The sequence below is a fragment of the Ruegeria sp. BHSA191 genome (assembly GCF_059613325.1).
Genome location: NZ_JBXWSH010000002.1, coordinates 1 through 24,150, shown reverse-complemented (window position 1 = coordinate 24,150; position 24,150 = coordinate 1). Strand labels below are relative to the sequence as shown.

The window sequence follows — 24,150 nt, the reverse complement described above, 5'->3', positions numbered from 1 at the left end:
GAGGCATGGATGTTGGATTCGCAGCAGACCGTGAAAGTCGAGGATTTCGAGTTTTCGGCGAGCGAGGCAAACCTGTCGGCGCGGCTCTATGCACCGATGGCCAGGCCGGAAATCGCTGTCGTACTGAACGGGGCAACCGGCGTGCCGCGGGACTACTACCAGCATTTCGCGCGGTGGCTGGCCGCTGAACGGGGCATGGCCTGCCTGACCTATGACTATCGCGATTTCGGGACATCTCTGAAACGGCGCCTGAAAGACTCGGATGCCACTATGGCCGGTTGGGCGCTGAAGGACATGCCGGCGGCGCAGGCCGAGATGCGGCGGCGCTATCCCGATGCCAAGCTTTGGGTCATCGGTCATTCGGTTGGCGGGATGCTGGGGCCGCTTCAGCCCGGGATCGACCGGATCGACCGGATGATTTGCGTGTGTTCGGGGCTGGTGACCCTGGCCGATCATCCCTGGCCCTACAAAGGGTTGGCGAGCCTGTTCTGGTATGGTCATGTGCCGCCTCTGGTGCGTCTGCTGGGCTATCTGCCGGGGCGGATGCTTGGGTTCGGGTCCGACCTGCCATCCGGGGTCTATTGGCAGTGGCGCAAGTGGTGTACGTCACCCGACAGCTATCTGCCGGAACTAGGCGACACGCTTCCGCCGGCCGATTGGGGCCGAATGACGGCCCCGGTGGACGTCATCGCCCTGGAGGATGATCAGACGGTTCCGCCGCCCGCGGTCTGGCGGCTGGTCGAGTTGTACGGGCCTGCGGCGCGGCGTCATCTATTGACCCCGGCCGCCTTCGGCCTGCGCGAGGTCGGCCATGTCGGCGCCTTCGCCCGGCGCAGCCGCGCAATCTGGCCGCGGCTGATTGCCTGACGACCAGTCCGGCGGCCCTGCATCAGGGAATGATCGGAAAACAGTGTGCCATGACGGCATCAAGTGAGAGGTTGGACAGCGACCCAAGCGGGGCTCGTTGTGGCTGCTTCCTTCCGGACCTGACCAGGTTGGCGAGGCGCTTGCCCGCGCCAACCTCTCGACCGCCGATATAGGCATCACGCAGGCGCTTGGCAACCCGTCACGGCCACAGCCGAATCCGGAGAAAGCCCTGGTCGTCCAACCCAAGCAGCTCGGGGCTGAAAGCGGCCAGTTCATCCAGGTATTTCTCGGCGCCCGGTCCGGTGCGCAGCACGGCCGCACGCCCGTGGAAACCGGTCAGGGAAAAGCTGGCCGGAGCATCTTCGAGCGGATCGCGTTCCAGCGCTCCGGACAGGTAATCCCGGACGATCGCGCGGATATTCATGCGCGGCATCTGGATCGCCGGACTTTGCCGCAGGATCGGGAAATTGCCACCGCCATTGGCCCGATAGTTGTTGACGGCCACGACATAGGCCTGTTCCGGCGTGACCGGGGTGCCGTGATGGCAAAGGTTTCGTATCCGCCCATTCTCGTTACCGGTCCGGTGTCCCCCAAGGTCGAAACGCGGCGGGCATGACGGATCGATTTCGTAGGTCACCCCGTGCAGGACGTCAAAATTGTGCCCGGTCGCCTGCGGGTCTATCAGGTCTGCTTCGCGGGCGCCGTCGATTTGCCGGTAGACTGCTGCCGACATTTCCAGCCAATCCCGCAACTGCGCACCGGTAACGACGACCGCCCGCAACTCATTGGGAAACACATGCAGATCCGACACGTGGCGCAGGAACACGTCGCCCCGCGGAACATCGGTGAAATGGCGTGGCCCGGCCCGACCCCCGAATTTGGAGGGTGCTACGCTCGACAGCAGCGGAAGGTTTTCCAACTTCGACTCTTTCAGAACCGGCCGCAGCGCTGCGGCCTGGGCGGCGGCGACCAAGGTCAGGCCGCGATCCAGCCCGCAGAAAGTGAAATAGCTGTGCATGGCCTGCTCCGTCCGCCCGACCGGCGATGCCGCACGGCGGCGTGTCCGTGCGTGTCCGGTTTGGAACACTTGCATCATCTCGGGGTCTTCGGGCACAGGCCCCGCATCCGGCTGCGCAGGCTGAACAGAGCGAAGTCGGCCGGATTTCGCGACGATTTTCCACCTTGTCGCATCTCGCTCCAGCGTCAGGTCGATCACGCCCAGATGCGTTCCGGCGGTTCCGGGCATGACCACGGGCTTGCCGTGGATCAGACCGTTTTGCAGGTCCATGCTGGCCACCGGGTCCGGGACGTCTGCGGGAAACAGCATGTGCGTGTGCCCGGCCACGATGGCATCCACGCCGGCCAGAGCCGCCAGCTGGATCACCACGTTTTCGGACATGGGGGCAGGTTCGGCGTCACCAAGGCCGGAATGGGCAAGGGCAATCACCAGGTCACAGCCGCGGTCGCGCAGTTCGGCAATGCAGGTCCGGGCGGTGGAAATCGAATCGGCGACCTCGACCTGCCCGTCCAGATGGTGCGCTTCCCACCGGGCGGTCTGCGGCGGCAGGATCGAAAAAACGCCGACGCGCAGCGGAACCTCTTGGCCGCCGACCCGAATCCGACGTGTTAGTACGGTCCAGGGCTGCCAGGCCTGCGCCCGTCCAATGCGCCGGAGATTGCCGCACAGCACCGGAAACGGCGCGTGTTCGACGATGGCTTCCAGAACGGGCAGCCCGAAGCTGAAATCGTGGTTGCCAAGCGCGATTGCGTCATAGCCCAGTTTCTCGAAAGCCGACAACAGAGGATGCTGAGGGCCGGGCTGGTCGGCGGCCCAATCACCCAGCAACGTGCCTTGCAGCGCGTCGCCGTTGTCGAACAGCAGTACTTCGGCGCCCGACTGCCGGGCCTCTTGCCGGGCGACGCGGATCAGGCTGGCCGTGCGGGTCAGCCCGATGGCCTGGTCCGGCTGGTCGGCGTAATAGTCGAAGCTGGTCAGATTCATGTGCAGGTCCGTCGTCGCCAGGATGCGAAGGACGGATTGGATCGCTTGGCCATGCGCTTCGTGCGCCAAGGTTTTTGTTTTCAACTGCTCTGCTTTTGTGCGTTGTTTTAAATGCATGTTCGCCGAAAGGTAGAATATCCGTTTATTTGTCGGGCATCCATGTGTCTTTTTTGCAGGCGGTGCCGAACGGCGGCCTTGGCTTGGGCATTGCGCTGGGCCGACAGTCGTGGCAGCCCTTGAGCCAATCGCAGGAGCATGGACATGAAACGGGCAGAGCAGGTTACATTCGGCGGATCGGGGCTGAACCGTGCCGCTGATATTCGTGCCAACGGCGAAGAACTGGAGGCGGCCCGCAGGGACCCGATGTCGCGCTGCCTGTTGCTGTGGCGGGGCAAGATCTTGGTGCAGGGCGGCGATCTGGATCAGCTGGCCTGGGTGCCGATGACCCACGCTCTGGTGCAGAGCGGCCCCGGGGGTGCCGTCGAACAGCCCGTTTTCATGGGGACGTCCGACGCGGGCGCGCCCTTGTTTGCCGCCGACATATCTGATTGGCCGGCCGACGGGCTGGACTTGTCTGGAGTCGGGGCCTTTGTCGATCGCTCCGAGCAGCAGCATCCGAACCTGCCCACCGGTCATGTCTTTGCCGAGCTGCGTCGCATCATGACCCGTCTGTCGCCCCGCGATGCCGAAATCGCCGCGACGGCGAAGGCGGTGATCGGCTGGCACGAAACCCATCGGTTTTGCGCCCGGTGCGGAACCCGCAGCGCCCCGGCACAGGGCGGCTGGCAGCGGGCCTGCCCCGAATGCGGCGCCCAGCACTTCCCGCGCACTGATCCGGTGGTCATCATGCTGGTCACCTTTGGCGACGCAGTGCTGATGGGGCGCTCGCCCGGCTGGCCCGAGGGGATGTATTCACTGTTGGCCGGATTCGTCGAACCGGGCGAAACGCTCGAGGCCGCCGTGCGACGCGAGGTCATGGAAGAAGCCGGCGTGCCGGTCGGTGCGGTCAGCTATCTGGCCAGCCAGCCCTGGCCGTTTCCAGCTTCGCTGATGTTTGGATGTGCGGCACAGGCCCTGTCGCAGCGGCTGATGATCGATCCGGTCGAGATCGAAGACGCGATCTGGGTGTCGCGCGCTGACATGATGCAGGCCTTTGCCGGGGAACACCCGCGGTTGATGCCGGCGCGAAAAGGCGCGATCGCGCATTTTCTTCTGCGCAACTGGCTTGCGGATACACTGGACTAGCGAGACACTGGCAAAAATACCGAACGATCAAGGCGTACATGCAGTTTTCGGCACAGGAAGACATTCAGGTCCCCATCTCGGACGTTTTCGAGATGGTCGCGGATTTCGGGCGTTTCGAACGCATGGCGCTGCGGCGCGGGATCGAGGTGCGGCGGACCTTCGATACGCCTTCCCCCGGGGTCGGCGCCTGTTGGGATGCCGAATTCAAGGTGCGCGGTCGAACGCGCCGCATGTCGGTCGAACTGGCCGAGTTCGAACGCCCGTCGCTGATGCGGTTCGTGGCCGCGGGTAAGGGCATGACCAGCCTGACCACGGTCGAGTTGCTGCCGCTGTCGCAGCGGCACACGAGGTTGTCCATCGAAATGTCGCTGGCCGCCCAGACTTTGCCCGCACGGCTGTTGCTGCAATCGTTCAAGCTGGGAAAAACTCGGTTTCGCCGCCAGTTCCAGTTGCGGCTGGGTGATTTCGCCCGCGAAATGGAAACCCGGTACGCGCACGGGGGCTGACGGCGCCCGGCAGCAAGTCGCTAGCCCCGAGGCCGCGCGGCGGGATAGACCCCCAGTATTTCGACATTCGTGGTGAAATGCTGCAACTCGTCCATCGCCAACTGCACGTTGCGGTCGTCGGGATGGCCGACGATGTCCGCATAGAATTGCGTCGCCGTGAAGGAACCGTCGACCATGTAGCTTTCCAGCTTGGTCATGTTGATGCCGTTCGTCGCGAACCCGCCAAGCGCCTTGTACAGCGCCGCCGGGATGTTGCGGACCTGGAAGACGAAGCTGGTGATCATGCCATGCGCACCCCGGCGCGTCTCGTCCACTTCGCGCGACATGACAAGGAACCGGGTGGTGTTGTCGTCATTGTCCTCGATATGCCGAGCCAGAACGTTCAGCCCATAGATCTCGCCCGCCAGTTCGCTGGCAAGGGCTGCCGAGTGTTTGTCTCCGGCCTCGGCAACCTCGCGCGCGGCGCGGGCATTGTCGGGGCTGACCCGGCCCCGGATGCCGTGTTCCTGCAGAAAGCCCGCGCATTGCGGCAGCAGGACCAGGTGTGAATGCGCCTCGGTAATGTCTTCAAGCGTTGCGCCGGGGACCGCCAGAAGGTTGATGTGCACACGCACGAAGGCTTCGTCGATAATGTGCAGCCCGCTGTGCGGCAGCAAACGGTGGATGTCGGCGACGCGGCCATAGGTGGTGTTCTCGACCGGCAGCATCGCCAGATCGGCCTGGCCCGACCGGACCGATTCGATCACGTCCTCGAAGGTGCGGCAGGGCAGGGGCTCCATGTCGGGGCGGGCCATGCGGCAGGCTTCGTGGCTGTAGGCGCCGGGTTCGCCCTGAAATGCGATGCGATTGGTCATTTGGTCGATTCCGTGCAACAAGTTACAGAATTGGGCGTTTGGTCGCGGTGTCTATACCTTGCCTCTTGCAAGGGGAAGCCTTAGACACCCCGCAGACAGCTGAAATGGACTCGCGATCAATGTTTGACACGATGACAGTTACCAAGGCCGCAGCCGGCCTGTTCGGTGCCTTTCTTTTCTTCCTCCTGGCGAAATGGGGGGCTGACGTTCTGTATAGCACGGACGCGCATGGTGAAATGGCCGCCTATGTGATCGAAACGGAAAGCGCCGGCGAAAGCGCTGACGGCGAAGAAGTGGTCTTTGCCGATCTGCTGGCCGCGGCCGATCCTGAAAAGGGAGCCAAGGTGTTCCGCAAGTGCTCGGCCTGCCACAAGCTCGAGAAGGGCGCGAACGGCACCGGCCCGTACCTGTACGCCGTCGTGAACCGTCCGATCGCATCGGCCGAAGGGTTCGGCGGGTATTCCGCCGCGATGCAGTCGCATGGCGGCAACTGGACGCCCGAGGAACTGGATGCCTTCCTGGCCAATCCGAAAGGCTATATCCAAGGCACTTCGATGAGCTTTGCGGGCCTGAAAAAACCTGAAGACCGTGCCGATCTGATCGCCTATCTGCAGACGATCGGCGGCTGATTGGTCAGGGTCCGTGACTTGCGAAAGCCGCTGCCGATGTGCAGCGGCTTTTTCGTCTCAACAAATCTTCACAAAGCGCTCACGCAGTCTAAACTTGCAACTGCCATCGCTGGCCCGTTAGCTAGCGTGGACAGACATGGAACCGAGACGAACGCGAAGGATGACCTGCATGAAACCCGTTTTACCTGGCGCGCGTGTACTGAGTATTCGGCATTGGGCGTCAGCGTTGGGGCTTTCGGCGGCGATCATGGCGCTGCAGACAGTGCCGGGCGTGGCAGATGAGGACGACATCATCCGCAGCCACGGGTATTCGTATTTCGGCAATCTGGACTATCCGGCCGACTATGCGCATCTGAACTATGTGAACCCCGATGCGCCCAAGGGGGGCGAGCTGTCGCTGGCGGCGTCGGGGACGTTTGATTCGCTCAACCCCTATTCCCGCAAGGGGCGGGCCGGTGCGTTGACCACGTTGCAATACGACCGGTTGATCGACAGTTCGGATGACAGCATTGGCCAGTATTACGGCGTGCTGGCCGAAAGTCTGGAATATGACGCCGACCGCAACTGGGTCATCTTCCATCTGCGCCCCGAGGCGACCTTCTGGGACGGCACACCGGTCACGGCCGAGGACGTCGTCTACAGCCACCGCCTGTTCATCGAGCAGGGCCTGCCATCCTATGCGCAGGCCGTGGGCCGCATGGTCACTGGCGCCGAAGCTCTGGACACCCACACGGTGAAATTCACCTTCAATCCTGAATTGACCGCCCGCAGCCGGATCGAGACGGTGGGGTCCACCCCGGTGTTTTCGAAGGCCTGGTTCGAGGCCGACCCGTCGCGTCGCCTGGACGAGCCGCGGCTTGAGGTCGCCGTGGGGTCGGGACCCTACAAGCTGGACAGCTACGACATCAACCGGCGCATCGTCTACAAGCGGCGCGACGACTATTGGGGCAAGGACCTGCCGTTCAACAAGGGGCGGTTCAACTATGACAGCATCCGGGTCGAGTATTTTGCGGATCAGACCGCGGCCTTCGAGGCGTTCAAGGCCGGCGAATACACATTCCGCATCGAAAGCGACCCCAAGCTGTGGGCGACCGGGTATGATTTTCCCAAGGTCGCGCAGGGCTATGTGGTGAAGGATGCGATCCCCGACGGCAGTCCGCCGAATCCGTCCGGTTTCGTGTTCAATCTGGCGCGCCCGCAATTCGCCGACAAGAATGTGCGCAAGGCGCTGGCGCTGGCGTTTAATTTCGAATGGGCCAATGAATCGCTCCTGTACGGTCTGAACTCGCCGCGTGATTCCTTCATCGAAGGCACCCCGCTCGAGGCGAAGGATGTCCCGCAGGGTCCCGAGTTGGAGTTTCTGAAGTCGCTGGGCGACGTGGTGCCGCCGGAACTGCTCACCCAGCCGGTGGAAACGGTGCATCAATCGAACCCGGCACGGCTGAACGACCGGCGCAACCTGCGCAAGGCCGCGAAGCTGCTGGACGAGGCCGGATGGCCCGTGGGCGAGGGCAACGTGCGCCGCAACGCCCAGGGTCAAACCGTGCGGGTGAACATCCCGTACCCCTCCAACCTGCCGACCTCGACGGCCACGATGATCGAGACCTTCGTGCAGAACCTACAGGCCATCGGCGTGGACGCGACGGCGGAAAAGGTCGACCCGGCGCAATATACGCTGCGCAGCCGCGAACGTGACTACGACATGGTGTATTCCACCCGCTACAGCGCTTTCCTGTCCACCGGCGGCGGGCTGAGCCAGATGTACGGCTCGAAAGAGGCCGCGTTCAGCCTGTTCAACCCGGCCGGACTTGCCAGCCCCCTGGTGGACGCCATCATCGAGGCGTCTTTCGCCACGACCAACCAGACCGAGCAGGACGCGGCGCTGATGGCGCTTGACCGGGCCCTGCGGTACGAGTTCTTCATCATCCCCGACGGGTATATCGCGGAATACTGGACGGCCTACTACGACATGTATGAATATCCCGAACAACTGCCGCCCTATTCGCTGGGTTATCTGGATCTGTGGTGGATCAACCCCGAAAAGGAAGCGGCCCTGAAAGCGGCAGGCGCGTTGCGGTAATATGGGCGCCTATATCCTTAGACGCCTGTTGCTGGTCATTCCGACCCTTCTGGGCATCATGATCGTCAACTTCACGCTGGTGCAGTTCGTGCCTGGCGGGCCAATCGAACAGATCATCGCCCAAATCGAAGGGCAGGGCGATGTGTTCGCGGGTTTTGCCGGATCGGGCGATGCCGGAGCCGGTGCCGAACCCGGCGGCGGCGTCTTCGATGACAAATACGTGGGCGCCCGCGGGTTGCCGCCGGAATTCATCGCCGAACTGGAGAAAGAGTTCGGGTTCGACAAACCGCCGATCGAGCGGTTCCTGAACATGATGGGCAACTATCTGACGCTGGATTTCGGCGAAAGCTACTTCCGCTCGGTCTCGGTGATTGACCTGGTGCTGGAAAAGATGCCGGTCTCGATCTCGCTCGGCCTTTGGTCGACGCTGATCGCTTATCTCGTCTCGATCCCGCTGGGCATCCGCAAGGCGGTCAAGGATGGTTCACGCTTTGACACCTGGACCAGCGCGGCCATCATCGTGGCCTATGCGATTCCGGGCTTCCTGTTCGCGATCCTGCTGCTGGTTCTGTTTGCGGGCGGGTCCTACTGGCAGATTTTCCCGCTCAGGGGGCTGACCTCGGATAATTGGGAAGACCTCAGCCTGCTGGGCAAAGTGGCCGACTATTTCTGGCACATCGCCCTGCCGACCATCGCGCTGACAATCTCGGCCTTTGCCACGCTGACGCTGCTGACCAAGAATTCGTTTCTGGACGAGATCAAGAAGCAATACGTCATGACTGCCCGCGCCAAGGGCCTGAGTGAACGGCGGGTTTTGTACGGCCACGTATTCCGCAATGCGATGCTGATCGTGATCGCCGGCTTTCCGGCGGTGTTCATCGGCGTGTTCTTCGGCGGGTCGATCATCATCGAGACGATATTCTCGCTGGATGGTTTGGGCCGTCTGGGCTTTGAGGCCGCGGTGGCGCGCGATTATCCGGTGATCTTTGGGACGCTGTTCATCTTCGGTCTGCTCGGGCTGGTCGTCGGCATCATCAGCGACTTGATGTATGTGCTGGTCGATCCGCGCATCGATTTCGAGAAACGCGAGGGGTAAATGGCACTTTCTCCTCTGAACCAGCGCCGCTGGCGCAATTTCTGCCGCAACCGCCGGGCCTTTTGGTCGCTGATCATCTTCACGGTGCTGTTCGGCCTGTCGCTGTTTGCGGAATTCATCGCCAATGACAAACCGATCCTGGTGAAGTACCGGGGCGAGTTCTACACGCCCATCTTCAATTTCTACGCCGAGACCGAGTTCGGCGGCGATTTCGAGACCGAGGCGATTTACCGCGATCCCGAGGTTCAGTGCCTGATCGACAGCGGCGGGCTAGAGGAGTGTTTCGACGACCCCGAAGGCATCATCGAGCAGATCGAAGCGGGAACATTCCAGGCCGAAGGTTTCGAGCGGGGCTGGGCGATCTGGCCGCCGATACCTTATTCTTACAACACCAGCGTCGACCGCCCCGGCGCAGCACCCCTGCCGCCTAACGGGCAGAACCTGCTGGGCACTGACGACACCAAGCGCGACGTTCTGGCGCGTGTCATCTATGGCTTCCGCCTGTCGATCCTGTTCACCCTGATCGTCACCGGTGCGGCCAGCCTGATCGGCATATTCGCCGGCGCGCTGCAGGGCTTTTTCGGCGGCTGGCTGGACCTGATCTTCCAACGCATCATCGAGATCTGGTCAGCGACGCCTTCGCTTTACGTCATCATCATCATGTTCGCGGTGCTGGGGCGAAGTTTCTGGCTGCTGGTGTTCCTGATGATCCTGTTTTCCTGGACGGGGCTGGTGGGCGTGGTGCGGGCCGAGTTCCTGCGCGCCCGCAACCTGGAATATGTGCGCGCGGCCAAGGCGCTGGGCGTGGGCAACCTGACGATCATGTTCCGCCACATGCTGCCCAACGCGATGGTGGCCACGCTGACCTTCATGCCCTTCATCGTGACCGGCACGATCGGGGGGCTGGCCAGCCTCGATTTCCTTGGCTTCGGGCTGCCGTCCTCGGCCCCGTCTCTGGGTGAGCTGACCCTGCAGGCCAAGCAAAACCTGCAGGCCCCGTGGCTGGCCTTCACCGCCTTTTTCACCTTTGCCATCATGCTGTCGCTGCTGGTCTTCATCTTCGAAGGCGTGCGTGACGCGTTCGACCCGCGAAAGACCTTCTCATGAGCTTGCTGGATGTGAAAAACCTCAGGGTCTCGTTCCGCCAGGACGGGCAGGTGACCACGGCGGTTCGGGGCGTGTCGTTCCATGTCGATCGCGGGGAAACCGTGGCGCTGGTGGGCGAATCCGGCTCGGGCAAATCGGTCACCGCGCTGTCTACCGTGTCGCTGCTGGGCGACAGCGCAATCGTCGAAGGATCGGTCACCTATGACGGCCAAGAGATGATCGGCGCCTCGGAGCAGCGTCTGATGGAGGTGCGCGGCAACGATATCAGCTTCATCTTCCAGGAGCCGATGACCTCGTTGAACCCGCTGCACACGATTCAGAAGCAGATGGCGGAATCGCTGGCCCTGCACCAGGGGCTGACGGGCGACGCGGCGCGCGCCCGGATCGTCGAATTGTTGAACAAGGTCGGCATCCGCGACCCCGAGGAACGGCTGGACGCCTATCCCCATCAGCTGTCCGGCGGACAGCGGCAGCGGGTGATGATCGCCATGGCGCTGGCCAATCAGCCCGATATCCTGATCGCTGACGAGCCGACCACTGCGCTGGACGTGACCATTCAGGCGCAGATCCTCGAGCTGCTGGTCGAGCTGCAGAAATCGGAAAACATGGGGATATTGTTCATCACCCATGATCTGGGCATCGTGCGGCGCATCGCCGACCGGGTCTGCGTGATGAAGGATGGCGAGATCGTCGAGACCGGCCCGGTGGCCGAGATCTTCGACAACCCTCAGCACCCCTATACCCGCAAGCTGCTGGCGGCCGAACCCAAAGGCATTCCCGATCCGATAGACCCCGCGGCCGAAGAAGTGGCCCGGACCGAGCATCTGAAGGTCTGGTTCCCGATCCAGCGCGGGTTCCTAAAACGCACGGTCGGCTATGTGAAGGCGGTGAACGACGCTACGCTCAGCGTGCGGGCAGGCGAGACCTTAGGGATCGTGGGCGAAAGCGGCTCGGGCAAGACCACGCTTGCGCTTGCGATCATGCGTCTGATCGCTTCCGAGGGCGGGATCACCTTCCGTGGGCAGGATGTGCGCCGCTGGTCCACGCGTGAACTGCGCCGCCTGCGGAAGGACATGCAGATCGTATTCCAGGACCCGTTCGGCAGCCTCAGCCCGCGTATGACCTGCCAGCAGATCATCGCCGAGGGTCTGGCGATCCACAAGGTCGATCCGCACCGTGCCCCGCGCGAGTTGGTGGCCGAGGTGATGACCGAGGTGGGCCTGGACCCGGCGGCCATGGACCGCTACCCGCACGAATTCTCGGGCGGGCAACGCCAGCGCATCGCGATTGCCCGCGCCATGGTGCTGCGGCCCAAGCTGCTGGTGCTGGATGAACCCACCAGCGCGCTGGACATGACGGTTCAGGTGCAGATCGTCGAACTGCTACGCGACTTGCAGAAGAAATACGGGCTGGCCTACCTGTTCATCAGCCACGACCTGAAGGTGGTGCGGGCGATGTCACACAAGGTGATCGTCATGCGCAACGGAGACGTGGTCGAGATGGGCGCTGCCGAAGACCTCTTCGTCAACGCGCAGGATGACTACACCCGCGAACTGATCGCTGCGGCGGGTTAGGCGTTGGCCGCTTCGCGCGCCGCCGATTTGGGCAGCGGGCCGCGCAGCTCTTCATAGTGGTCGAACTGCAGCTTGACCCAGCCGGTACCGCGTGTGGCGCTGGCCAGCGTGCGGTGCAGTTCGTCCTCAGCCACGGCGGGCAGCTGGGCGTTGAAGATCTCCCAGCCCGGCGCGTTCGGGTTGCCCTCGAACCCCAGGACCTGCCCCTGAAGCGAGCTGATCGTGGGCACCAGATCGCCCACGAAGGCCGACGGAACATGGATCTCGGCGTTCAGGATCGGCTGCAACACGACGGGTTTGGCCTGCGGCAGGGCCTCGCGGACTGCGTTTTTTCCGGCCGTCCGGAAGGCAAAATCGGAACTGTCCACGTTGTGATGCTTGCCGTCATGCAGCGTGACCTTCACATCCACCACCGGAAAGCCCTCGGGGCCCTGCGCCAATGCATCGACCGCGCCTTGTTCGACCGAGGGGATATAGTTCTTGGGCACCGCGCCGCCCTTGACCACCTCGTCGAACTGAAAATCTGATCCGCGCGGCAGCGGCGCGACCGAGATCACCACATCGGCGAACTGCCCCGCGCCACCGGATTGCTTGCGGTGGCGGTGCCGGTGTTCGACCGCGGCGCGGATGGTCTCGCGATAGGCGGTCTCGACCGGGGAGGTCTCGATCTCGATCCCGAAATCCTCGGCCAGCTTGGCGACCACCCGCCGCATGTGCTGCGGCCCCTGCGAGCCCAGAACGGCGTGGCCGCTCAGCTCGTCCTGTTCCAGCGTCAAGCCCGGGTCGATCTCGACCAGCCGGGACAGCGCGTTGGACAGGCGCACGTCGTCGCGTTCATGGGCTGGCGACACAACCTGCCGATAGGCGACCGGATGCGCCGTGGCCCAATCCGGCAGCGGCGTGGAGTCGCTGCTGTCATAAACATTGCCGGGGTTGAGGTGATCGGATTTTACCGCCAGCCCGATCTCGCCGGCCTTCAGCCCGTCGATCTGGGTCTTGGCATCCAGCGCGGTCAGGTTGCCAACGGTTTCGCCGCCCAGCGGATCATGCGCCTTGATCCCGTCGCCCAGCCCCCGCAGGACGATGATCTTGCCGATGTGCTTCTTGACGTCGGCAAAACCGGTGATGGCGCGGGCGGCCTCGGGCGCCGCGTCGCGGTCGGCGGCGATGTCGAACTCGGGCGCCTCGTGCCGCAGGGCCTTCATCAGGCGGGTCAGCCCGTTGCCATGGCTGGCCGCGCCCAGACAGGCCGGGATCAACTGGTGGTTCTGCAACACCTGCGCGGCCAAGTCATAGATCTCGGCGCTGGGCGGCTGCTTGTCCTCGATCAGCTGCTCAAGCAGGTGGTCGTCGAAATCCGACAAGGTCTCGAGCAGTTCGGTGCGGGCTTCGGCCTCGCGATCCGCAACCGATTGCGGCAGTTCGATCAGCGCCGAGGGCTGACCTTCTTGATATTTCCAGGCGCGCTCCGAGATCAGGTCGACAGCCCCGATAATGGTTTCGCCTTCACGGATCGGCACTTGCCGCAGGGTAATGTGATGGCTGCAATAGGTCTGCAGTGCGGCGACGATGTCTCGGATGCGGCCGTTGGGGTTGTCCATCCGGTTGATGAACAGAAAGCAGGGAATGCCCGCCTCCTCGACCAGCCGCAGGTAGGGGGCGCACAGAACAGCCGCGTCCGGGTCAGGCGGGACCACGACCACCGCCGCGTCGGAAATGGCCATGGCGGGCCCGGCATAGGCCATCGCATCGCCTCCGCCATCGACATCTATCGCGCACCACGGTTCGTCCAGATAAGAAAAACCGTGCAGATGCACGGTTCCGGATACCTCGAATGTGGTTGGCCGGCCATCAAGGCGACTGATGGCCTCGACCAGGGTTGTCTTGCCCGATTGGCTGGGGCCGAGGACGGTAAAAACGCGCATGGGTGCTGTCCCTTCGTCAAGTTGCAGAGTGGTTGCACGAAAGGAGCTGTCGAACGCGGATGCGCCGGCGAGTCTGTCTGAATGATGGCCTGCCTCGGGGTCGGGCGGCCTGCCGCCCGCCTTCCGAGTGTGGGGAAAAGCCACCGCACGCGTCAACCCCCCGCTTTTTTGCATTGTGGCGACCGGCCGGGTTGCGGCCTGACGCCTGCCGTCAGATCGCCGAGCTGTGGCCCGCCTTGCTCAGGTCATAGGCGTCGAAGGTCCGGGCAATCATCCGGGTCAACGCGCGCGCTTCGGGCGGGATGAACAGCCCGTTATCGGTGATCTGCAACAACCCGTCGAAGGTGTCATTGGCGCGCTGGTACATCGCCGTCAGCTCGGCCGCCGAGATGTCGTGGTCGCGCAGGATCTCGGCCGTGTCGATGCGGAATTCGCACATCAGGGCCTCGATCAGGCGGGCGCGCAGGATGTCCTGACCCTTGAACAGATGCCCGCGCGAGGTCGAGAATTGGCCTTCGCGCACCGCGTTGGTATGGGCCGAAGTGGCCGGTGCGTTCTGCGCATAACCCTGTGGGAAGCGCGAGATCGAGCTGGCGCCGACGCCGATCAGAACCTCGGCCTGATCGTCGGTATAGCCCTGGAAGTTCCGCTTGAGCCGTCCGGCTTTCAGCGCGTGGGTCAGCCCATCATCCTTGGTGGCGAAATGGTCAATGCCGATTTCTTCGTAATTGTCCCACAGGAACAGACGGCGGGCGGTGTCGAACAGCTCAAGCCGCTGTTCCGGCGTCGGCAGGGCGTCGGACGGGATCAGCTGCTGGCGTTTCGCCATCCACGGTACATGCGCATAGCCATACAATGCCACCCTGTCGGGGCTTAGCGACAGCAGCTTCTGCACGCTTTCGGTCATCCGCGCCTTGGTCTGGTGCGGCAGTCCGTACAAGATGTCAGCGTTCAGGCTGGGCACGCCGCGCTCACGGATCATGTCGATCGCCTCGCGGGTGGTGTCATAGCTCTGGATGCGCCCGATGCTCTTCTGGATCTCGTCATCGAAATCCTGAATCCCGATCGAGGCGCGGTTCATCCCGGCTTCGGCCAGCGCGTCAAGACGGGCGGCGTCCACCTCGTTGGGGTCGATCTCGACCGAGAATTCCGCGTTGGGTCCAAGTGGGACGATGCCCAGAATATGCGCGGCCAGTTCGCGCATCAGGTCGGGGTTGAGCAGCGTGGGCGTGCCCCCGCCCCAGTGCAGGCGCGACAGGGTCACCCCGCTGGGCAGGCGCGCGGCCAGCAGGTCCAGTTCGGCCTTGAGGACATCGACATAGGCGATGACCGGGTTGTCGGTCTGGGTGCCCTGGGTGCGGCAGGCGCAGAACCAGCACAGCCGGCGGCAGAACGGCACATGAACATAGAGCGAGATCGAACTGCCCGGCCGGATGGCGGAAATCCAGTCGCTGAACATGTCGGGCCCCACGTCATTGCTGAAGTGGGGGGCGGTCGGATAGCTGGTATAACGCGGTACCTTCGCGTCAAATAGTCCAAGCTTTGCCAATTGAGGTTTTACTATCATGGCGACACCGGTATAGGCTCGGAAACCAGAAGACCTTGACCGAGATCAAGTGGACGCGCGCATGACTCTGACTACACTCGTTGACCATTCGAACTGCGAAGACTGTCCAATTCGTCACCGAGCGGTGTGCGCGCGCTGTGACGCGGACGAGTTGGTCGCGTTGGAAGAGATCAAGTATTATCGCAGCTTCGAGGCGGGGCAGACGATCATCTGGTCGGGCGACCAGATGAATTTCGTCGGCTCGGTGGTGTCTGGAATTGCATCGTTGACGCAAACCATGGAGGACGGGCGCACCCAGATGGTGGGCTTGCTGCTGCCTAGCGATTTCGTCGGCCGCCCGGGGCGCGAGTCGGCGCCTTATGACGTGGTGGCCACGACCGACGTGGTCATGTGCTGTTTCCGCAAGAAACCGTTCGAAGACTTGATGAACAGAACGCCGCATATCGCGCAGCGTCTGCTGCAGATGACGCTGGACGAACTGGACGCCGCGCGTGAATGGATGTTGGTCCTGGGCCGCAAGACCGCGCGCGAGAAGATCGCCAGCCTGCTGTCGATCATCGCCCGTCGGGACGCCTCGGTCAGCCAAAAGGGGCTTTCGGGGCCGATCGTGTTCGATCTGCCGCTGACGCGCGAGGCGATGGCCGACTATCTGGGCCTGACGCTGGAAACGGTCAGCCGTCAGATATCGGCCCTGAAAAAGGACGAGGTGATCCTGCTGGAAGGCAAGCGCCACGTCACCGTGCCGGATATCGGGCGCCTGATGGAAGAAGCCGGCGACGATGCCGATGGCGGCTTTCTGGTCTGAGGGCATATCTGACAGCACAGTGCCCGGCGATCTTGATGCGTGACGCCAAGGCGCGTCCGTGCTCTAACTAAGGGCGCATCAACCCAAGTCAGGGAGCGGTCATGGAATTCAGCAGTATATTAGCGATGTTGTTCATCGGCGCGATTGCCGGTTGGCTGTCGGGCAAGATCATGTCCGGCCGCGGGTTTGGCTTGGTCGGCAACATCATCGTCGGTGTCGTCGGGGCGTTTCTGGCGGGGACGATCTTTCCGGCGCTTGGATTTTCCGTAGGCGGCGGGATTTTCTCGTCGATCTTCTTCGCCACGATCGGGGCGGTGATCCTTTTGTTCCTGATCGGGCTGGTCAAGAAGGTCTGAGCCAGTGGGCCGCCCCAACCCGAGGCGGCCGACCCTGTTTCCCGTCAATGCGCCATGAAAACCGGCACGGCGGATTTTTCCAGCATGTTCCGCGTGGCGCCGCCCAGAATGGCCTCGCGGAAGCGGGAATGTCCGTAGGCCCCCATGACGATCATGTCGGCCGCGGTGTCCTCGGCATGGCGGTTCAGAATGTCCGACACGCGGGTCATCGTCTTGCTGAGCACGTCGATTTCGCATCTCACCCCGTGCCGGGCCAGCATTTGCGACAACAGCCCGCCCGGGTCCGACCGATCAGGGCCGTGGGTCGGCGGATCGATCACGACGATCCGGGTCAGATCCGCCGCCATCAGGAACGGCAGGGCGAACCGGATAGCGCGCATCGCCTCGACACTTTCGTTCCACCCGATCAGAACGGTGCGCGGCCGAGACACGATTTCCGCGTTATCCGGCACCACCAGAACCGGGGCGTGGCCGTCGAACATCGCGGCCTCGATGATGGGCTCGGCCTCGGCGCCCCGGCCTTCGCCATAGGGTTGCGGCAGCACCACCAGATCCGAGAAGCGGGCCCTGTGGGCGACATGCCGGCCAAGATCTGCGATCTGCGCGACGCCGCTTTCGGCCGACCAGCGCACGCCGGACTTGCCCAGGAACTCTTCGGCGAATTTCAGGTTCTCCTCAGCCTCGGCATTGGCCCGGTTCAGGGTTTCCTGCAAGATCAACGCATTGGCCCCGGCATAGTAGTATCCGGTCTGGCTGCGATCGACGCCCAGACACAGCGCTTCGGCATGGGCATCCTGGGCTTCGGCCAAAGCAGCCATCTGCTCCAGCGCCTTTTTTGCGAATTTTGTTTCCGTCACGACTGAGAGAAGCGATTTGTAAGCCATCTTGACCTCATTGTTCCATTGCTCGGTGCGGCGGTTTCGAGCAGGTCATTCATTTGGTTATGCGTGTCACAGTTTTCACTCTATTGTCTTGATACAGATCAAAGCAGTAGGGCCCGCGGTTGGCCGATACAGCAGGCAGTCAAAAAAGCCGCGCGCGGCAAGAGAATCGCGTGCGGCATGGCAAAGGGACGCAATATGTCGAATTACATCAAGCTGATCGCGCTTGGCCTGGTCACGCTGTTCGCAGCGATCGGGGCCAACTATGCGCGGGATTTGGCGTATCAGGTGCATGCGATACTGGTGATGCTGATCGCCGGTGGCCTGTTCATCTGGACGCTTCGCAACACCGACGAGCCCGACATTCTTGTCGATCGCTCGGGGGAATACATGGACGGCGTGATCCGCTATGGCGTGATCGCAACCGCCTTTTGGGGCGTCGTCGGATTCCTCGCGGGTACGTTCATCGCATTTCAACTGGCTTTCCCGGTGCTCAATTTCGAATGGGCCCAAGGATACCTGAACTTTGGCCGTCTGCGTCCGCTGCACACCTCGGCCGTGATCTTCGCCTTTGGCGGCAACGCGCTGATCGCCACGTCCTTCTACGTGGTGCAACGCACCAGCGCGGCACGTCTATGGGGCGGAAACCTCGCCTGGTTCGTGTTCTGGGGCTATCAGCTGTTCATCGTGCTGGCCGCGACCGGCTATGTGCTGGGCGGCACCCAGTCCAAGGAATATGCCGAGCCGGAATGGTATGTCGATCTGTGGTTGACCATCGTCTGGGTGGCCTATCTGGCCGTGTTCCTGGGCACGATCGTGAAACGGAAAGAGCCGCATATCTACGTGGCCAACTGGTTCTATCTGTCCTTCATCGTGACCGTCGCGATGCTGCACCTGGTCAACAACATGACCCTGCCGGTCAGCATCTGGGGCTCGAAATCCGTGATCGTCTGGTCGGGCGTGCAGGATGCGATGATCCAGTGGTGGTACGGCCACAACGCCGTGGGCTTCTTCCTGACCGCAGGCTTTCTGGGCATGATGTACTATTTCATCCCGAAACAGGCCGAACGCCCGGTCTTCAGCTATAAGCTGTCGATCATCCACTTCTGGGCGCTGATCTTCATCTATATCTGGGCCGGTCCTCACCACCTGCACTACACCGCGCTGCCTGACTGGGCCTCGACGCTGGGCATGGTGTTCTCGGTCGTGCTGTGGATGCCTTCGTGGGGTGGCATGATCAACGGTTTGATGACGCTATCGGGCGCATGGGACAAGCTGCGCACCGACCCGGTCATCCGCATGATGGTCATCTCGGTCGGTTTCTACGGCATGTCCACCTTCGAAGGCCCGATGATGTCGATCCGTGCGGTAAACTCGCTGTCGCACTACACCGACTGGACCATCGGCCACGTGCACTCGGGTGCGCTGGGCTGGAATGGCATGATCACCTTTGGTGCGCTGTACTTCCTCGTGCCGGTTCTTTGGAAACGTGAGCGCCTGTACTCGCTGCAGATGGTCAGCTGGCACTTCTGGCTCGCCACCATCGGCATCGTGCTCTACGCCGCGTCGATGTGGGTGACCGGCATCATGGAAGGCCTGATGTGGCGTGAAGTGGACGCCAACGGCTTCCTGGTGAACTCGTTCGCCGACACCGTGGCGGCCAAGTTCCCGATGTACGTGGTGCGTGCCCTGGGCGGCGTGCTGTACGTCGCGGGTGCAGTGATCATGTGCTACAACCTGTGGATGACCGTCCGGAAGGCGCCGGCCAAAGAGGCCAGCCTGACCGTCGCGGTCCCGGCTGAATAAGGAGGGCCGGAGCAATGGCAATTCTTGACAAACACAAGATCCTCGAGACCAACGCGTCCCTCCTGCTGATCTTCAGCTTCCTGGTCGTGACCATCGGTGGCATCGTGCAGATCACGCCCCTGTTCTACCTTGAGAACACCATCGAGAAGGTGGAGGGCATGCGCCCCTACACCCCTCTCGAAATGGCGGGACGGGAAATCTACCTCCGCGAAGGCTGCTATGTCTGCCACAGCCAGATGATCCGCCCGATGCGGGACGAGGTCGAACGCTATGGCCACTACTCGCTGGCGGCCGAGTCGATGTACGACCACCCGTTCCAGTGGGGCTCCAAGCGCACCGGGCCGGACCTGGCCCGCGTCGGCGGCCGCTACTCGGACGAATGGCACGTGGACCATCTGCGTGATCCGCAATCGGTGGTGCCGGAATCGGTGATGCCGAAGTACGGCTTCCTCGAACGGCGCAAGCTGGACGGAAAGTATATCGGCGACATCATGGCGGCGAACGCCGCGGTCGGAACGCCCTATACCGACGAGATGCTGGAGAACGCGGAGGCGGATTTCCGCGCTCAGGCCGATCCCGACAGCGACTATGACGGTCTGCTGGAGCGCTATGGCGACAAGGTGAACGTGCGCAACTTTGACGGCCAGCCCGAGCTGACTGAAGCGGATGCGCTGATCGCCTATCTGCAGATGCTGGGGACGCTGGTCGATTTCTCGACCTTCACCCCGGACGCGAACCGGTAAGGGGGCTGTCATGGAGCAATACACGATCCTTCGGCAATTCGCCGACAGTTGGATGCTGCTGGCCCTCTTCGCCTTCTTCATCGGCGTGGTGATCTGGGTGTTTCGGCCCGGTGCCAGCAAGCAATACGAAGATACTGCCGGCATACCGTTTCGGCATGAAGACAAACCCGCCACATCCGAGGAGGCGCGGAAATGAGCAAAGCACCCGAAAAGAAGCCGGGCGATCCCGGTACGACCGGCCACGAATGGGACGGCATCGAAGAGTTCAACAACCCGCTTCCGCGCTGGTGGCTGTGGACCTTCTACGTCACGATCTTCTGGGGCCTCATCTACACGATCCTCTATCCGGCTTGGCCGCTGGTGAACCACGCGACGGCCGGTGTTCTGGGATGGTCGTCGCGCGCCAAGGTGGATGCGGAAATCGCCGCGGTGGAGGAGGCGAATGCACCGATCACCGCACGCCTTGAGCAGGCCGAACTGATCGACATCGCTGCCGATCCCGACCTCAGCAGTTTCGCGGTATCCTCTGGCGCGGCGGTGTTCCGGACTTGGTGCGCTCAGTGCCACGGTTCGGGCGCGGCGGGCGCCGTCGGTTATCCGAACCTCCTGGACGACTCGTGGCTCTGGGGTGGAGATCTGGAATCGATCTATCACACCGTCGCCGCCGGCATCCGCAACGAGGAATATGACGAGGCGCGCTATTCCGAGATGCCCGCCTTCGGTCGCGACGAGCTGTTGACGACCGAGGAGATCTCGCAAGTCGTCAACTATGTCATGTCGCTTTCCGGAGAGCCGAACGATCCCGCGCTGGTCGAGGCCGGATCCGTCGTCTATGCCGACAACTGCGCCTCCTGCCACGGCGAAAACGCCGAAGGCGACCGCGACCAGGGCGCGCCGAACCTGGCGGACGCGATCTGGCTCTATGGCGGCGACTACGACACCCTGACCGACACCGTGACCAACAGCCGCTTCGGCGTCATGCCCGGTTGGCAAAACCGTCTCAGCGAAGCGCAGATTCGCGCGGTTTCGCTCTACGTCCATCAATTGGGTGGCGGTCAGTAGACACAAGAAAACCTTCGGGCGGTTCGCCGCCCGAAGGCCTAGGTGCCGGCTGTTCCATCTGTTCGCGCGTTTCCTGAACAGCCGGCACCATTTTTCCAAACCTAGAGCGTGTCGCGGCGCCGGTCCAGAATTTGGCGCGGCAGTTGCGCGCATCGCCCCGGCTGCCTGCGGCATTTCGTCGATGATGATACACGACCGGTTGGCGCCTATTTTGAGACATGCCAGATCCGGCGCGTTTATGACTCTGTCCGGCAGTAAGGTTTCGCCGAAACGGCGGCAATGCGATAGTGTCGGGTTCAGGTGTGACAAAAGATGTCTGTACGATGCGCTTTTGACCCATGTCAAAGTTAACGCGTTCATGATCTGGAACAAGTCGCCAGAAAACAGCCTGATCCGGAGCCAGCCCGTGAGCGATTCCAATCCCGCCCCCAGCCTTTATGCCGCCCGAGAGCCGATCTTTCCCAGACGCGTGTCAGGAAAGTTCCGCGATCTCAAATGGATCATCATGGCAGTCACGCTCGGCATCTATTATGTGACGCCGTGGATCCGCTGGGACCGTGGCCCCAGCCTGCCGGACCAGGCGGTACTTTTGGACCTGGCGAACCGGCGGTTCTATTTCTTCTGGATCGAGATCTGGCCGCACGAATTCTATTTCGTCGCGGGTCTGCTCATCATGGCTGGTCTCGGGCTGTTCCTGTTCACCTCGGCGCTTGGGCGCGTGTGGTGCGGCTATGCCTGCCCGCAAACGGTCTGGACCGATCTGTTCATCCTGGTCGAGCGCTGGATCGAGGGCGACCGCAACGCCCGCCTGCGTCTGCACAGGCAGAAAAAGCTGGACTTCCACAAGGCGCGGCTGCGCCTGTCGAAATGGACGGCCTGGTTTCTGATCGGTCTGGCCACGGGTGGGGCTTGGGTTTTCTATTTTGCCGATGCGCCGACGCTGGCGCGCGATCTGATCACTGGCAATGCCCACCCGATCGCCTATACAACGATGCTGATCCTGACCGGCACGACCTTCTTCTTCGGTGGATTCGCACGCGAACAGATCTGCATCTATGCCTGCCCCTGGCCGCGCATCCAGGCAGCGATGATGGACGAGGACACGCTGGTCGTGGGCTATCGCGAGTGGCGGGGTGAACCCCGCGGCAAGGGCAAGAACCGCGAAGGCCTGGGCGACTGCATCGACTGTTATGCCTGCGTCAACGTCTGCCCGATGGGGATCGACATCCGCGACGGGCAGCAGCTGGAATGCATCACCTGCGCCCTGTGCATCGATGCCTGCGACGAAGTGATGGAAAAGGTCGGCAAGCCACGCGGCCTGATCGACTACATGGCGCTCAGCGACGAGCAGCGCGAACGCGCAGCGCATCCGCCCAAGAGCATCTGGAAGCATATCTTCCGTCCGCGCACGATCCTGTATTCGTCGCTGTGGTCGGCGGTGGGGGTTGCCCTGCTGTTCGCCCTGTTCATCCGGTCGGACATCGACCTGACGGTGGCGCCGGTGCGCAACCCGACCTTCGTGACCATGTCCGACGGCTCAATCCGCAATACCTATGACGTGCGGCTGCGCAACAAGCACGGCGAGGACCGGTTGTTCAAGCTGTCGCTGGTGGGCGATCCCGCGATGAAGCTGCAGATCGAAGGTACGCCGCTGGATACCGTGAACGTCCCGGCCGATACCGCGCATTTGACGCGCGTGTATATTGTCGCCGACAAGGATTCGGCTCCGGCGGCGGCGGACACGACACCAGTCCGCATCTGGGTCGAGGATTTGGCCAGCGGCGAGCGGGCCTACAAAGACACCACTTTCAATGGGCGGGGGAACTGAGACATGAGCGAACGGCAATTCACCGGCAAACATGCTCTGGCCGTATTCGTGGGGGCGTTCGGCGTCATCATCGCGGTCAACCTCGTTCTGGCCTACAGCGCGGTCAAGACGTTCCCGGGACTCGAGGTCAAGAACTCGTACGTGGCCAGCCAGGAGTTCAACGAACGTCTGCGCGAACAGCAGGCGCTGGGTTGGGACGCCACGGCTGAGACCAAGGGCGGGCTGTTGATCCTCCGCATCACCGACGCGCAGGGCGATCCGGTGCGCGTGGCCGAATTGCAGGCCGTCGTGGGGCGTGCCACCCATGTGCGCGACGATTTCACGCCGGATTTCACCTTTGACGGTGTGGCCTATTCCGCCCCGGCGACTCTGGCCAAGGGCAATTGGAACATCCGGCTGGTGGCGCGTGACCATGACGGAGCCGAGTTTTCCCGCCGCATTCCGCTGTATGTGAAGGGGTAATCCGATGAGCGGGCAGATCACGCCGACTGCTGCAGCCTGTCCCGGGTGCATTGCCGCCCCGGCTGATGCGGCCCGTCCGGTTCCGCCGGATGCACAGATCGCGTTGTCGCTGCCCGGCATTCACTGCTCAGCCTGTATCGCGAATGTCGAGCAGGCCCTGAACGCCGTGCCCGGCGTGCAGGACGCACGCGTGAACCTGACGCTGAAGCGGGCGCTGATCAAGGCCGCACCGAATCTGCGTGCCGCCGATCTGATCCCGGTGCTCGAACGGGTTGGATACGAGGCGCACGAGTTGGACGCCGGCGCGCTGTCCGCCACCCAGACCGACAAGGCCGGGCGCGATCTGCTGATGCGGTTGGCGGTTGCCGGCTTTGCCTCGATGAACGTGATGTTGCTGTCGGTGTCGGTCTGGTCCGGGGCCACGGACGCGACACGCGACATGTTCCACTGGATCTCGGCGGCGATCACACTGCCGGCGATCGCCTTCTCGGCCCAGCCCTTTTTCGAAAACGCCTGGAGAGCGCTGCGCGTGCGCCGCCTGAACATGGACGTGCCGATCGTGCTAGCAATCCTGCTGGCGCTGGTCACTTCGCTGTGGGAAACCGCGCTGAGCGGTAAGCATGCCTATTTCGATGCGGCGCTGACGCTCACCTTCTTTCTGCTGGCGGGGCGGTATCTGGATTACCGCACCCGTGCCGCCGCCCGCTCGGCGGCCGAGGAATTGACGGCGCTCGAGGTCCCCCGCGCCATTCGCC

22 protein-coding genes and 1 other RNA gene are annotated in these 24,150 nt (G+C 62.8%); 17 read left to right on the top strand and 6 right to left on the bottom strand.

The features are described 5' to 3' along the window. The first annotated feature begins 9 nt into the window (after positions 1-9). Complete coding sequence (locus AC2FNS_RS02000; RefSeq protein ID WP_496710701.1) at positions 10-867, top strand: alpha/beta hydrolase family protein; 858 nt, start codon at positions 10-12, stop codon at positions 865-867. Positions 868-929: 62 nt separating this feature from the next. Here the strand turns inward: AC2FNS_RS02000 and ffs are convergent. Both ffs and AC2FNS_RS01990 read right to left on the bottom strand, forming a co-directional pair. Further along, positions 930-1,026, bottom strand: an RNA gene (gene ffs, locus AC2FNS_RS01995) — signal recognition particle sRNA small type. Positions 1,027-1,066: 40 nt separating this feature from the next. After that, entirely contained in the window at positions 1,067-2,986 is a 1,920-nt protein-coding gene (locus AC2FNS_RS01990; protein ID WP_496710700.1) for a bifunctional 2',3'-cyclic-nucleotide 2'-phosphodiesterase/3'-nucleotidase, read from the bottom strand. A gap of 144 nt (positions 2,987-3,130) precedes the next feature. On the opposite strand from AC2FNS_RS01990, the gene nudC reads away from it, so the two are divergent. Together nudC and AC2FNS_RS01980 are read left to right on the top strand one after the other, a co-directional pair. Beyond that, entirely contained in the window at positions 3,131-4,114 is a 984-nt protein-coding gene (gene nudC, locus AC2FNS_RS01985; protein ID WP_496710699.1) for an NAD(+) diphosphatase, read from the top strand. Between the two features lie 38 nt (positions 4,115-4,152). After that, positions 4,153-4,620, top strand: coding sequence for an SRPBCC family protein (locus AC2FNS_RS01980; protein WP_496710698.1), 468 nt, complete (start codon positions 4,153-4,155; stop codon positions 4,618-4,620). Between the two features lie 20 nt (positions 4,621-4,640). Here the strand turns inward: AC2FNS_RS01980 and AC2FNS_RS01975 are convergent, their stop codons facing one another. Further along, positions 4,641-5,474: a prephenate dehydratase gene (locus AC2FNS_RS01975; protein WP_490360572.1), complete on the bottom strand. Its 834-nt coding sequence runs from the start codon at positions 5,472-5,474 to the stop codon at positions 4,641-4,643. Positions 5,475-5,593: 119 nt separating this feature from the next. On the opposite strand from AC2FNS_RS01975, the gene AC2FNS_RS01970 reads away from it, so the two are divergent. The 5 genes from AC2FNS_RS01970 to AC2FNS_RS01950 all read left to right on the top strand — a co-directional run bounded on the left by AC2FNS_RS01970 (position 5,594) and on the right by AC2FNS_RS01950 (position 11,960). Next, on the top strand, positions 5,594-6,103 hold the full coding sequence (locus AC2FNS_RS01970; RefSeq protein ID WP_496680455.1) for a c-type cytochrome: 510 nt from the start codon (positions 5,594-5,596) through the stop codon (positions 6,101-6,103). A gap of 169 nt (positions 6,104-6,272) precedes the next feature. Further along, positions 6,273-8,183, top strand: coding sequence for an extracellular solute-binding protein (locus tag AC2FNS_RS01965; protein ID WP_496710697.1), 1,911 nt, complete (start codon positions 6,273-6,275; stop codon positions 8,181-8,183). A gap of 1 nt (position 8,184) precedes the next feature. Continuing rightward, a complete protein-coding gene (locus tag AC2FNS_RS01960; protein WP_496710696.1) occupies positions 8,185-9,279 on the top strand; it encodes a microcin C ABC transporter permease YejB in 1,095 nt (364 codons plus the stop codon). Then, entirely contained in the window at positions 9,280-10,386 is a 1,107-nt protein-coding gene (locus AC2FNS_RS01955) for an ABC transporter permease (RefSeq protein ID WP_496710695.1), read from the top strand. It abuts the gene before it with no gap. Continuing rightward, positions 10,383-11,960 carry an ABC transporter ATP-binding protein gene (locus AC2FNS_RS01950; RefSeq protein WP_496710694.1) on the top strand — a complete coding sequence of 526 codons (1,578 nt, stop codon included), beginning with the start codon at positions 10,383-10,385 and terminating at the stop codon, positions 11,958-11,960. The genes AC2FNS_RS01955 and AC2FNS_RS01950 overlap by 4 nt, the downstream gene beginning before the upstream one ends. Here AC2FNS_RS01950 and AC2FNS_RS01945 read toward each other — a convergent pair. Together AC2FNS_RS01945 and hemN are read right to left on the bottom strand one after the other, a co-directional pair. Next, a complete protein-coding gene (locus AC2FNS_RS01945) occupies positions 11,957-13,885 on the bottom strand; it encodes an elongation factor G (protein ID WP_496710693.1) in 1,929 nt (642 codons plus the stop codon). The two genes, AC2FNS_RS01950 and AC2FNS_RS01945, sit on opposite strands and share 4 nt — an antisense overlap. A gap of 211 nt (positions 13,886-14,096) precedes the next feature. Beyond that, positions 14,097-15,452, bottom strand: a complete 1,356-nt coding sequence (hemN, locus tag AC2FNS_RS01940; RefSeq protein WP_496710692.1) for an oxygen-independent coproporphyrinogen III oxidase — start codon at positions 15,450-15,452, stop codon at positions 14,097-14,099. 61 nt (positions 15,453-15,513) lie between these two features. On the opposite strand from hemN, the gene fnrL reads away from it, so the two are divergent. Then, positions 15,514-16,257: a transcriptional regulator FnrL gene (fnrL, locus tag AC2FNS_RS01935; protein WP_496682877.1), complete on the top strand. Its 744-nt coding sequence runs from the start codon at positions 15,514-15,516 to the stop codon at positions 16,255-16,257. 101 nt (positions 16,258-16,358) lie between these two features. Further along, entirely contained in the window at positions 16,359-16,613 is a 255-nt protein-coding gene (locus AC2FNS_RS01930) for a GlsB/YeaQ/YmgE family stress response membrane protein (protein WP_496682874.1), read from the top strand. Between the two features lie 44 nt (positions 16,614-16,657). On the opposite strand, the gene AC2FNS_RS01925 is transcribed toward AC2FNS_RS01930, so the two are convergent. Beyond that, positions 16,658-17,497: a universal stress protein gene (locus tag AC2FNS_RS01925; RefSeq protein ID WP_496682871.1), complete on the bottom strand. Its 840-nt coding sequence runs from the start codon at positions 17,495-17,497 to the stop codon at positions 16,658-16,660. 195 nt (positions 17,498-17,692) lie between these two features. Here AC2FNS_RS01925 and ccoN point away from each other — a divergent pair, with 195 nt between their 5' ends. The 7 genes from ccoN to AC2FNS_RS01890 all read left to right on the top strand — a co-directional run. Beyond that, positions 17,693-19,300 carry a cytochrome-c oxidase, cbb3-type subunit I gene (gene ccoN / locus AC2FNS_RS01920; RefSeq protein ID WP_496682869.1) on the top strand — a complete coding sequence of 536 codons (1,608 nt, stop codon included), beginning with the start codon at positions 17,693-17,695 and terminating at the stop codon, positions 19,298-19,300. A gap of 14 nt (positions 19,301-19,314) precedes the next feature. Further along, on the top strand, positions 19,315-20,043 hold the full coding sequence (gene ccoO, locus AC2FNS_RS01915) for a cytochrome-c oxidase, cbb3-type subunit II (protein ID WP_496682866.1): 729 nt from the start codon (positions 19,315-19,317) through the stop codon (positions 20,041-20,043). Positions 20,044-20,053: 10 nt separating this feature from the next. After that, positions 20,054-20,239 (top strand): cbb3-type cytochrome oxidase subunit 3, encoded by a 186-nt coding sequence (locus AC2FNS_RS01910; protein ID WP_496682863.1) that lies wholly within the window; start codon positions 20,054-20,056, stop codon positions 20,237-20,239. Then, positions 20,236-21,105: a cytochrome-c oxidase, cbb3-type subunit III gene (gene ccoP / locus AC2FNS_RS01905; RefSeq protein WP_496710691.1), complete on the top strand. Its 870-nt coding sequence runs from the start codon at positions 20,236-20,238 to the stop codon at positions 21,103-21,105. The genes AC2FNS_RS01910 and ccoP overlap by 4 nt, the downstream gene beginning before the upstream one ends. 406 nt (positions 21,106-21,511) lie before the next feature. Then, positions 21,512-22,933, top strand: coding sequence for a cytochrome c oxidase accessory protein CcoG (gene ccoG, locus AC2FNS_RS01900; protein WP_496803761.1), 1,422 nt, complete (start codon positions 21,512-21,514; stop codon positions 22,931-22,933). A gap of 3 nt (positions 22,934-22,936) precedes the next feature. Next, positions 22,937-23,395 carry a FixH family protein gene (locus tag AC2FNS_RS01895; RefSeq protein ID WP_496710689.1) on the top strand — a complete coding sequence of 153 codons (459 nt, stop codon included), beginning with the start codon at positions 22,937-22,939 and terminating at the stop codon, positions 23,393-23,395. Between the two features lie 4 nt (positions 23,396-23,399). After that, positions 23,400-24,150 (top strand): cation transporter (locus tag AC2FNS_RS01890; protein ID WP_496803760.1); only part of this gene is annotated, 751 nt, incomplete at its 3' end.

Excerpts from the sequence above, each read along its gene's own strand:
- AC2FNS_RS02000 (WP_496710701.1), top strand. The coding sequence starts at position 10 with ATGTTGGATTCGCAGCAGACCGTGAAAGTCGAGGATTTCGAGTTTTCG.
- AC2FNS_RS01990 (WP_496710700.1), bottom strand. The coding sequence starts at position 2,986 with ATGCATTTAAAACAACGCACAAAAGCAGAGCAGTTGAAAACAAAAACC.
- nudC (WP_496710699.1), top strand. The coding sequence starts at position 3,131 with ATGAAACGGGCAGAGCAGGTTACATTCGGCGGATCGGGGCTGAACCGT.
- AC2FNS_RS01980 (WP_496710698.1), top strand. The coding sequence starts at position 4,153 with ATGCAGTTTTCGGCACAGGAAGACATTCAGGTCCCCATCTCGGACGTT.
- AC2FNS_RS01975 (WP_490360572.1), bottom strand. The coding sequence starts at position 5,474 with ATGACCAATCGCATCGCATTTCAGGGCGAACCCGGCGCCTACAGCCAC.
- AC2FNS_RS01970 (WP_496680455.1), top strand. The coding sequence starts at position 5,594 with ATGTTTGACACGATGACAGTTACCAAGGCCGCAGCCGGCCTGTTCGGT.
- AC2FNS_RS01965 (WP_496710697.1), top strand. The coding sequence starts at position 6,273 with ATGAAACCCGTTTTACCTGGCGCGCGTGTACTGAGTATTCGGCATTGG.
- AC2FNS_RS01960 (WP_496710696.1), top strand. The coding sequence starts at position 8,185 with ATGGGCGCCTATATCCTTAGACGCCTGTTGCTGGTCATTCCGACCCTT.
- AC2FNS_RS01955 (WP_496710695.1), top strand. The coding sequence starts at position 9,280 with ATGGCACTTTCTCCTCTGAACCAGCGCCGCTGGCGCAATTTCTGCCGC.
- AC2FNS_RS01950 (WP_496710694.1), top strand. The coding sequence starts at position 10,383 with ATGAGCTTGCTGGATGTGAAAAACCTCAGGGTCTCGTTCCGCCAGGAC.
- AC2FNS_RS01945 (WP_496710693.1), bottom strand. The coding sequence starts at position 13,885 with ATGCGCGTTTTTACCGTCCTCGGCCCCAGCCAATCGGGCAAGACAACC.
- hemN (WP_496710692.1), bottom strand. The coding sequence starts at position 15,452 with ATGATAGTAAAACCTCAATTGGCAAAGCTTGGACTATTTGACGCGAAG.
- fnrL (WP_496682877.1), top strand. The coding sequence starts at position 15,514 with ATGACTCTGACTACACTCGTTGACCATTCGAACTGCGAAGACTGTCCA.
- AC2FNS_RS01930 (WP_496682874.1), top strand. The coding sequence starts at position 16,359 with ATGGAATTCAGCAGTATATTAGCGATGTTGTTCATCGGCGCGATTGCC.
- AC2FNS_RS01925 (WP_496682871.1), bottom strand. The coding sequence starts at position 17,497 with ATGGCTTACAAATCGCTTCTCTCAGTCGTGACGGAAACAAAATTCGCA.
- ccoN (WP_496682869.1), top strand. The coding sequence starts at position 17,693 with ATGTCGAATTACATCAAGCTGATCGCGCTTGGCCTGGTCACGCTGTTC.
- ccoO (WP_496682866.1), top strand. The coding sequence starts at position 19,315 with ATGGCAATTCTTGACAAACACAAGATCCTCGAGACCAACGCGTCCCTC.
- AC2FNS_RS01910 (WP_496682863.1), top strand. The coding sequence starts at position 20,054 with ATGGAGCAATACACGATCCTTCGGCAATTCGCCGACAGTTGGATGCTG.
- ccoP (WP_496710691.1), top strand. The coding sequence starts at position 20,236 with ATGAGCAAAGCACCCGAAAAGAAGCCGGGCGATCCCGGTACGACCGGC.
- AC2FNS_RS01895 (WP_496710689.1), top strand. The coding sequence starts at position 22,937 with ATGAGCGAACGGCAATTCACCGGCAAACATGCTCTGGCCGTATTCGTG.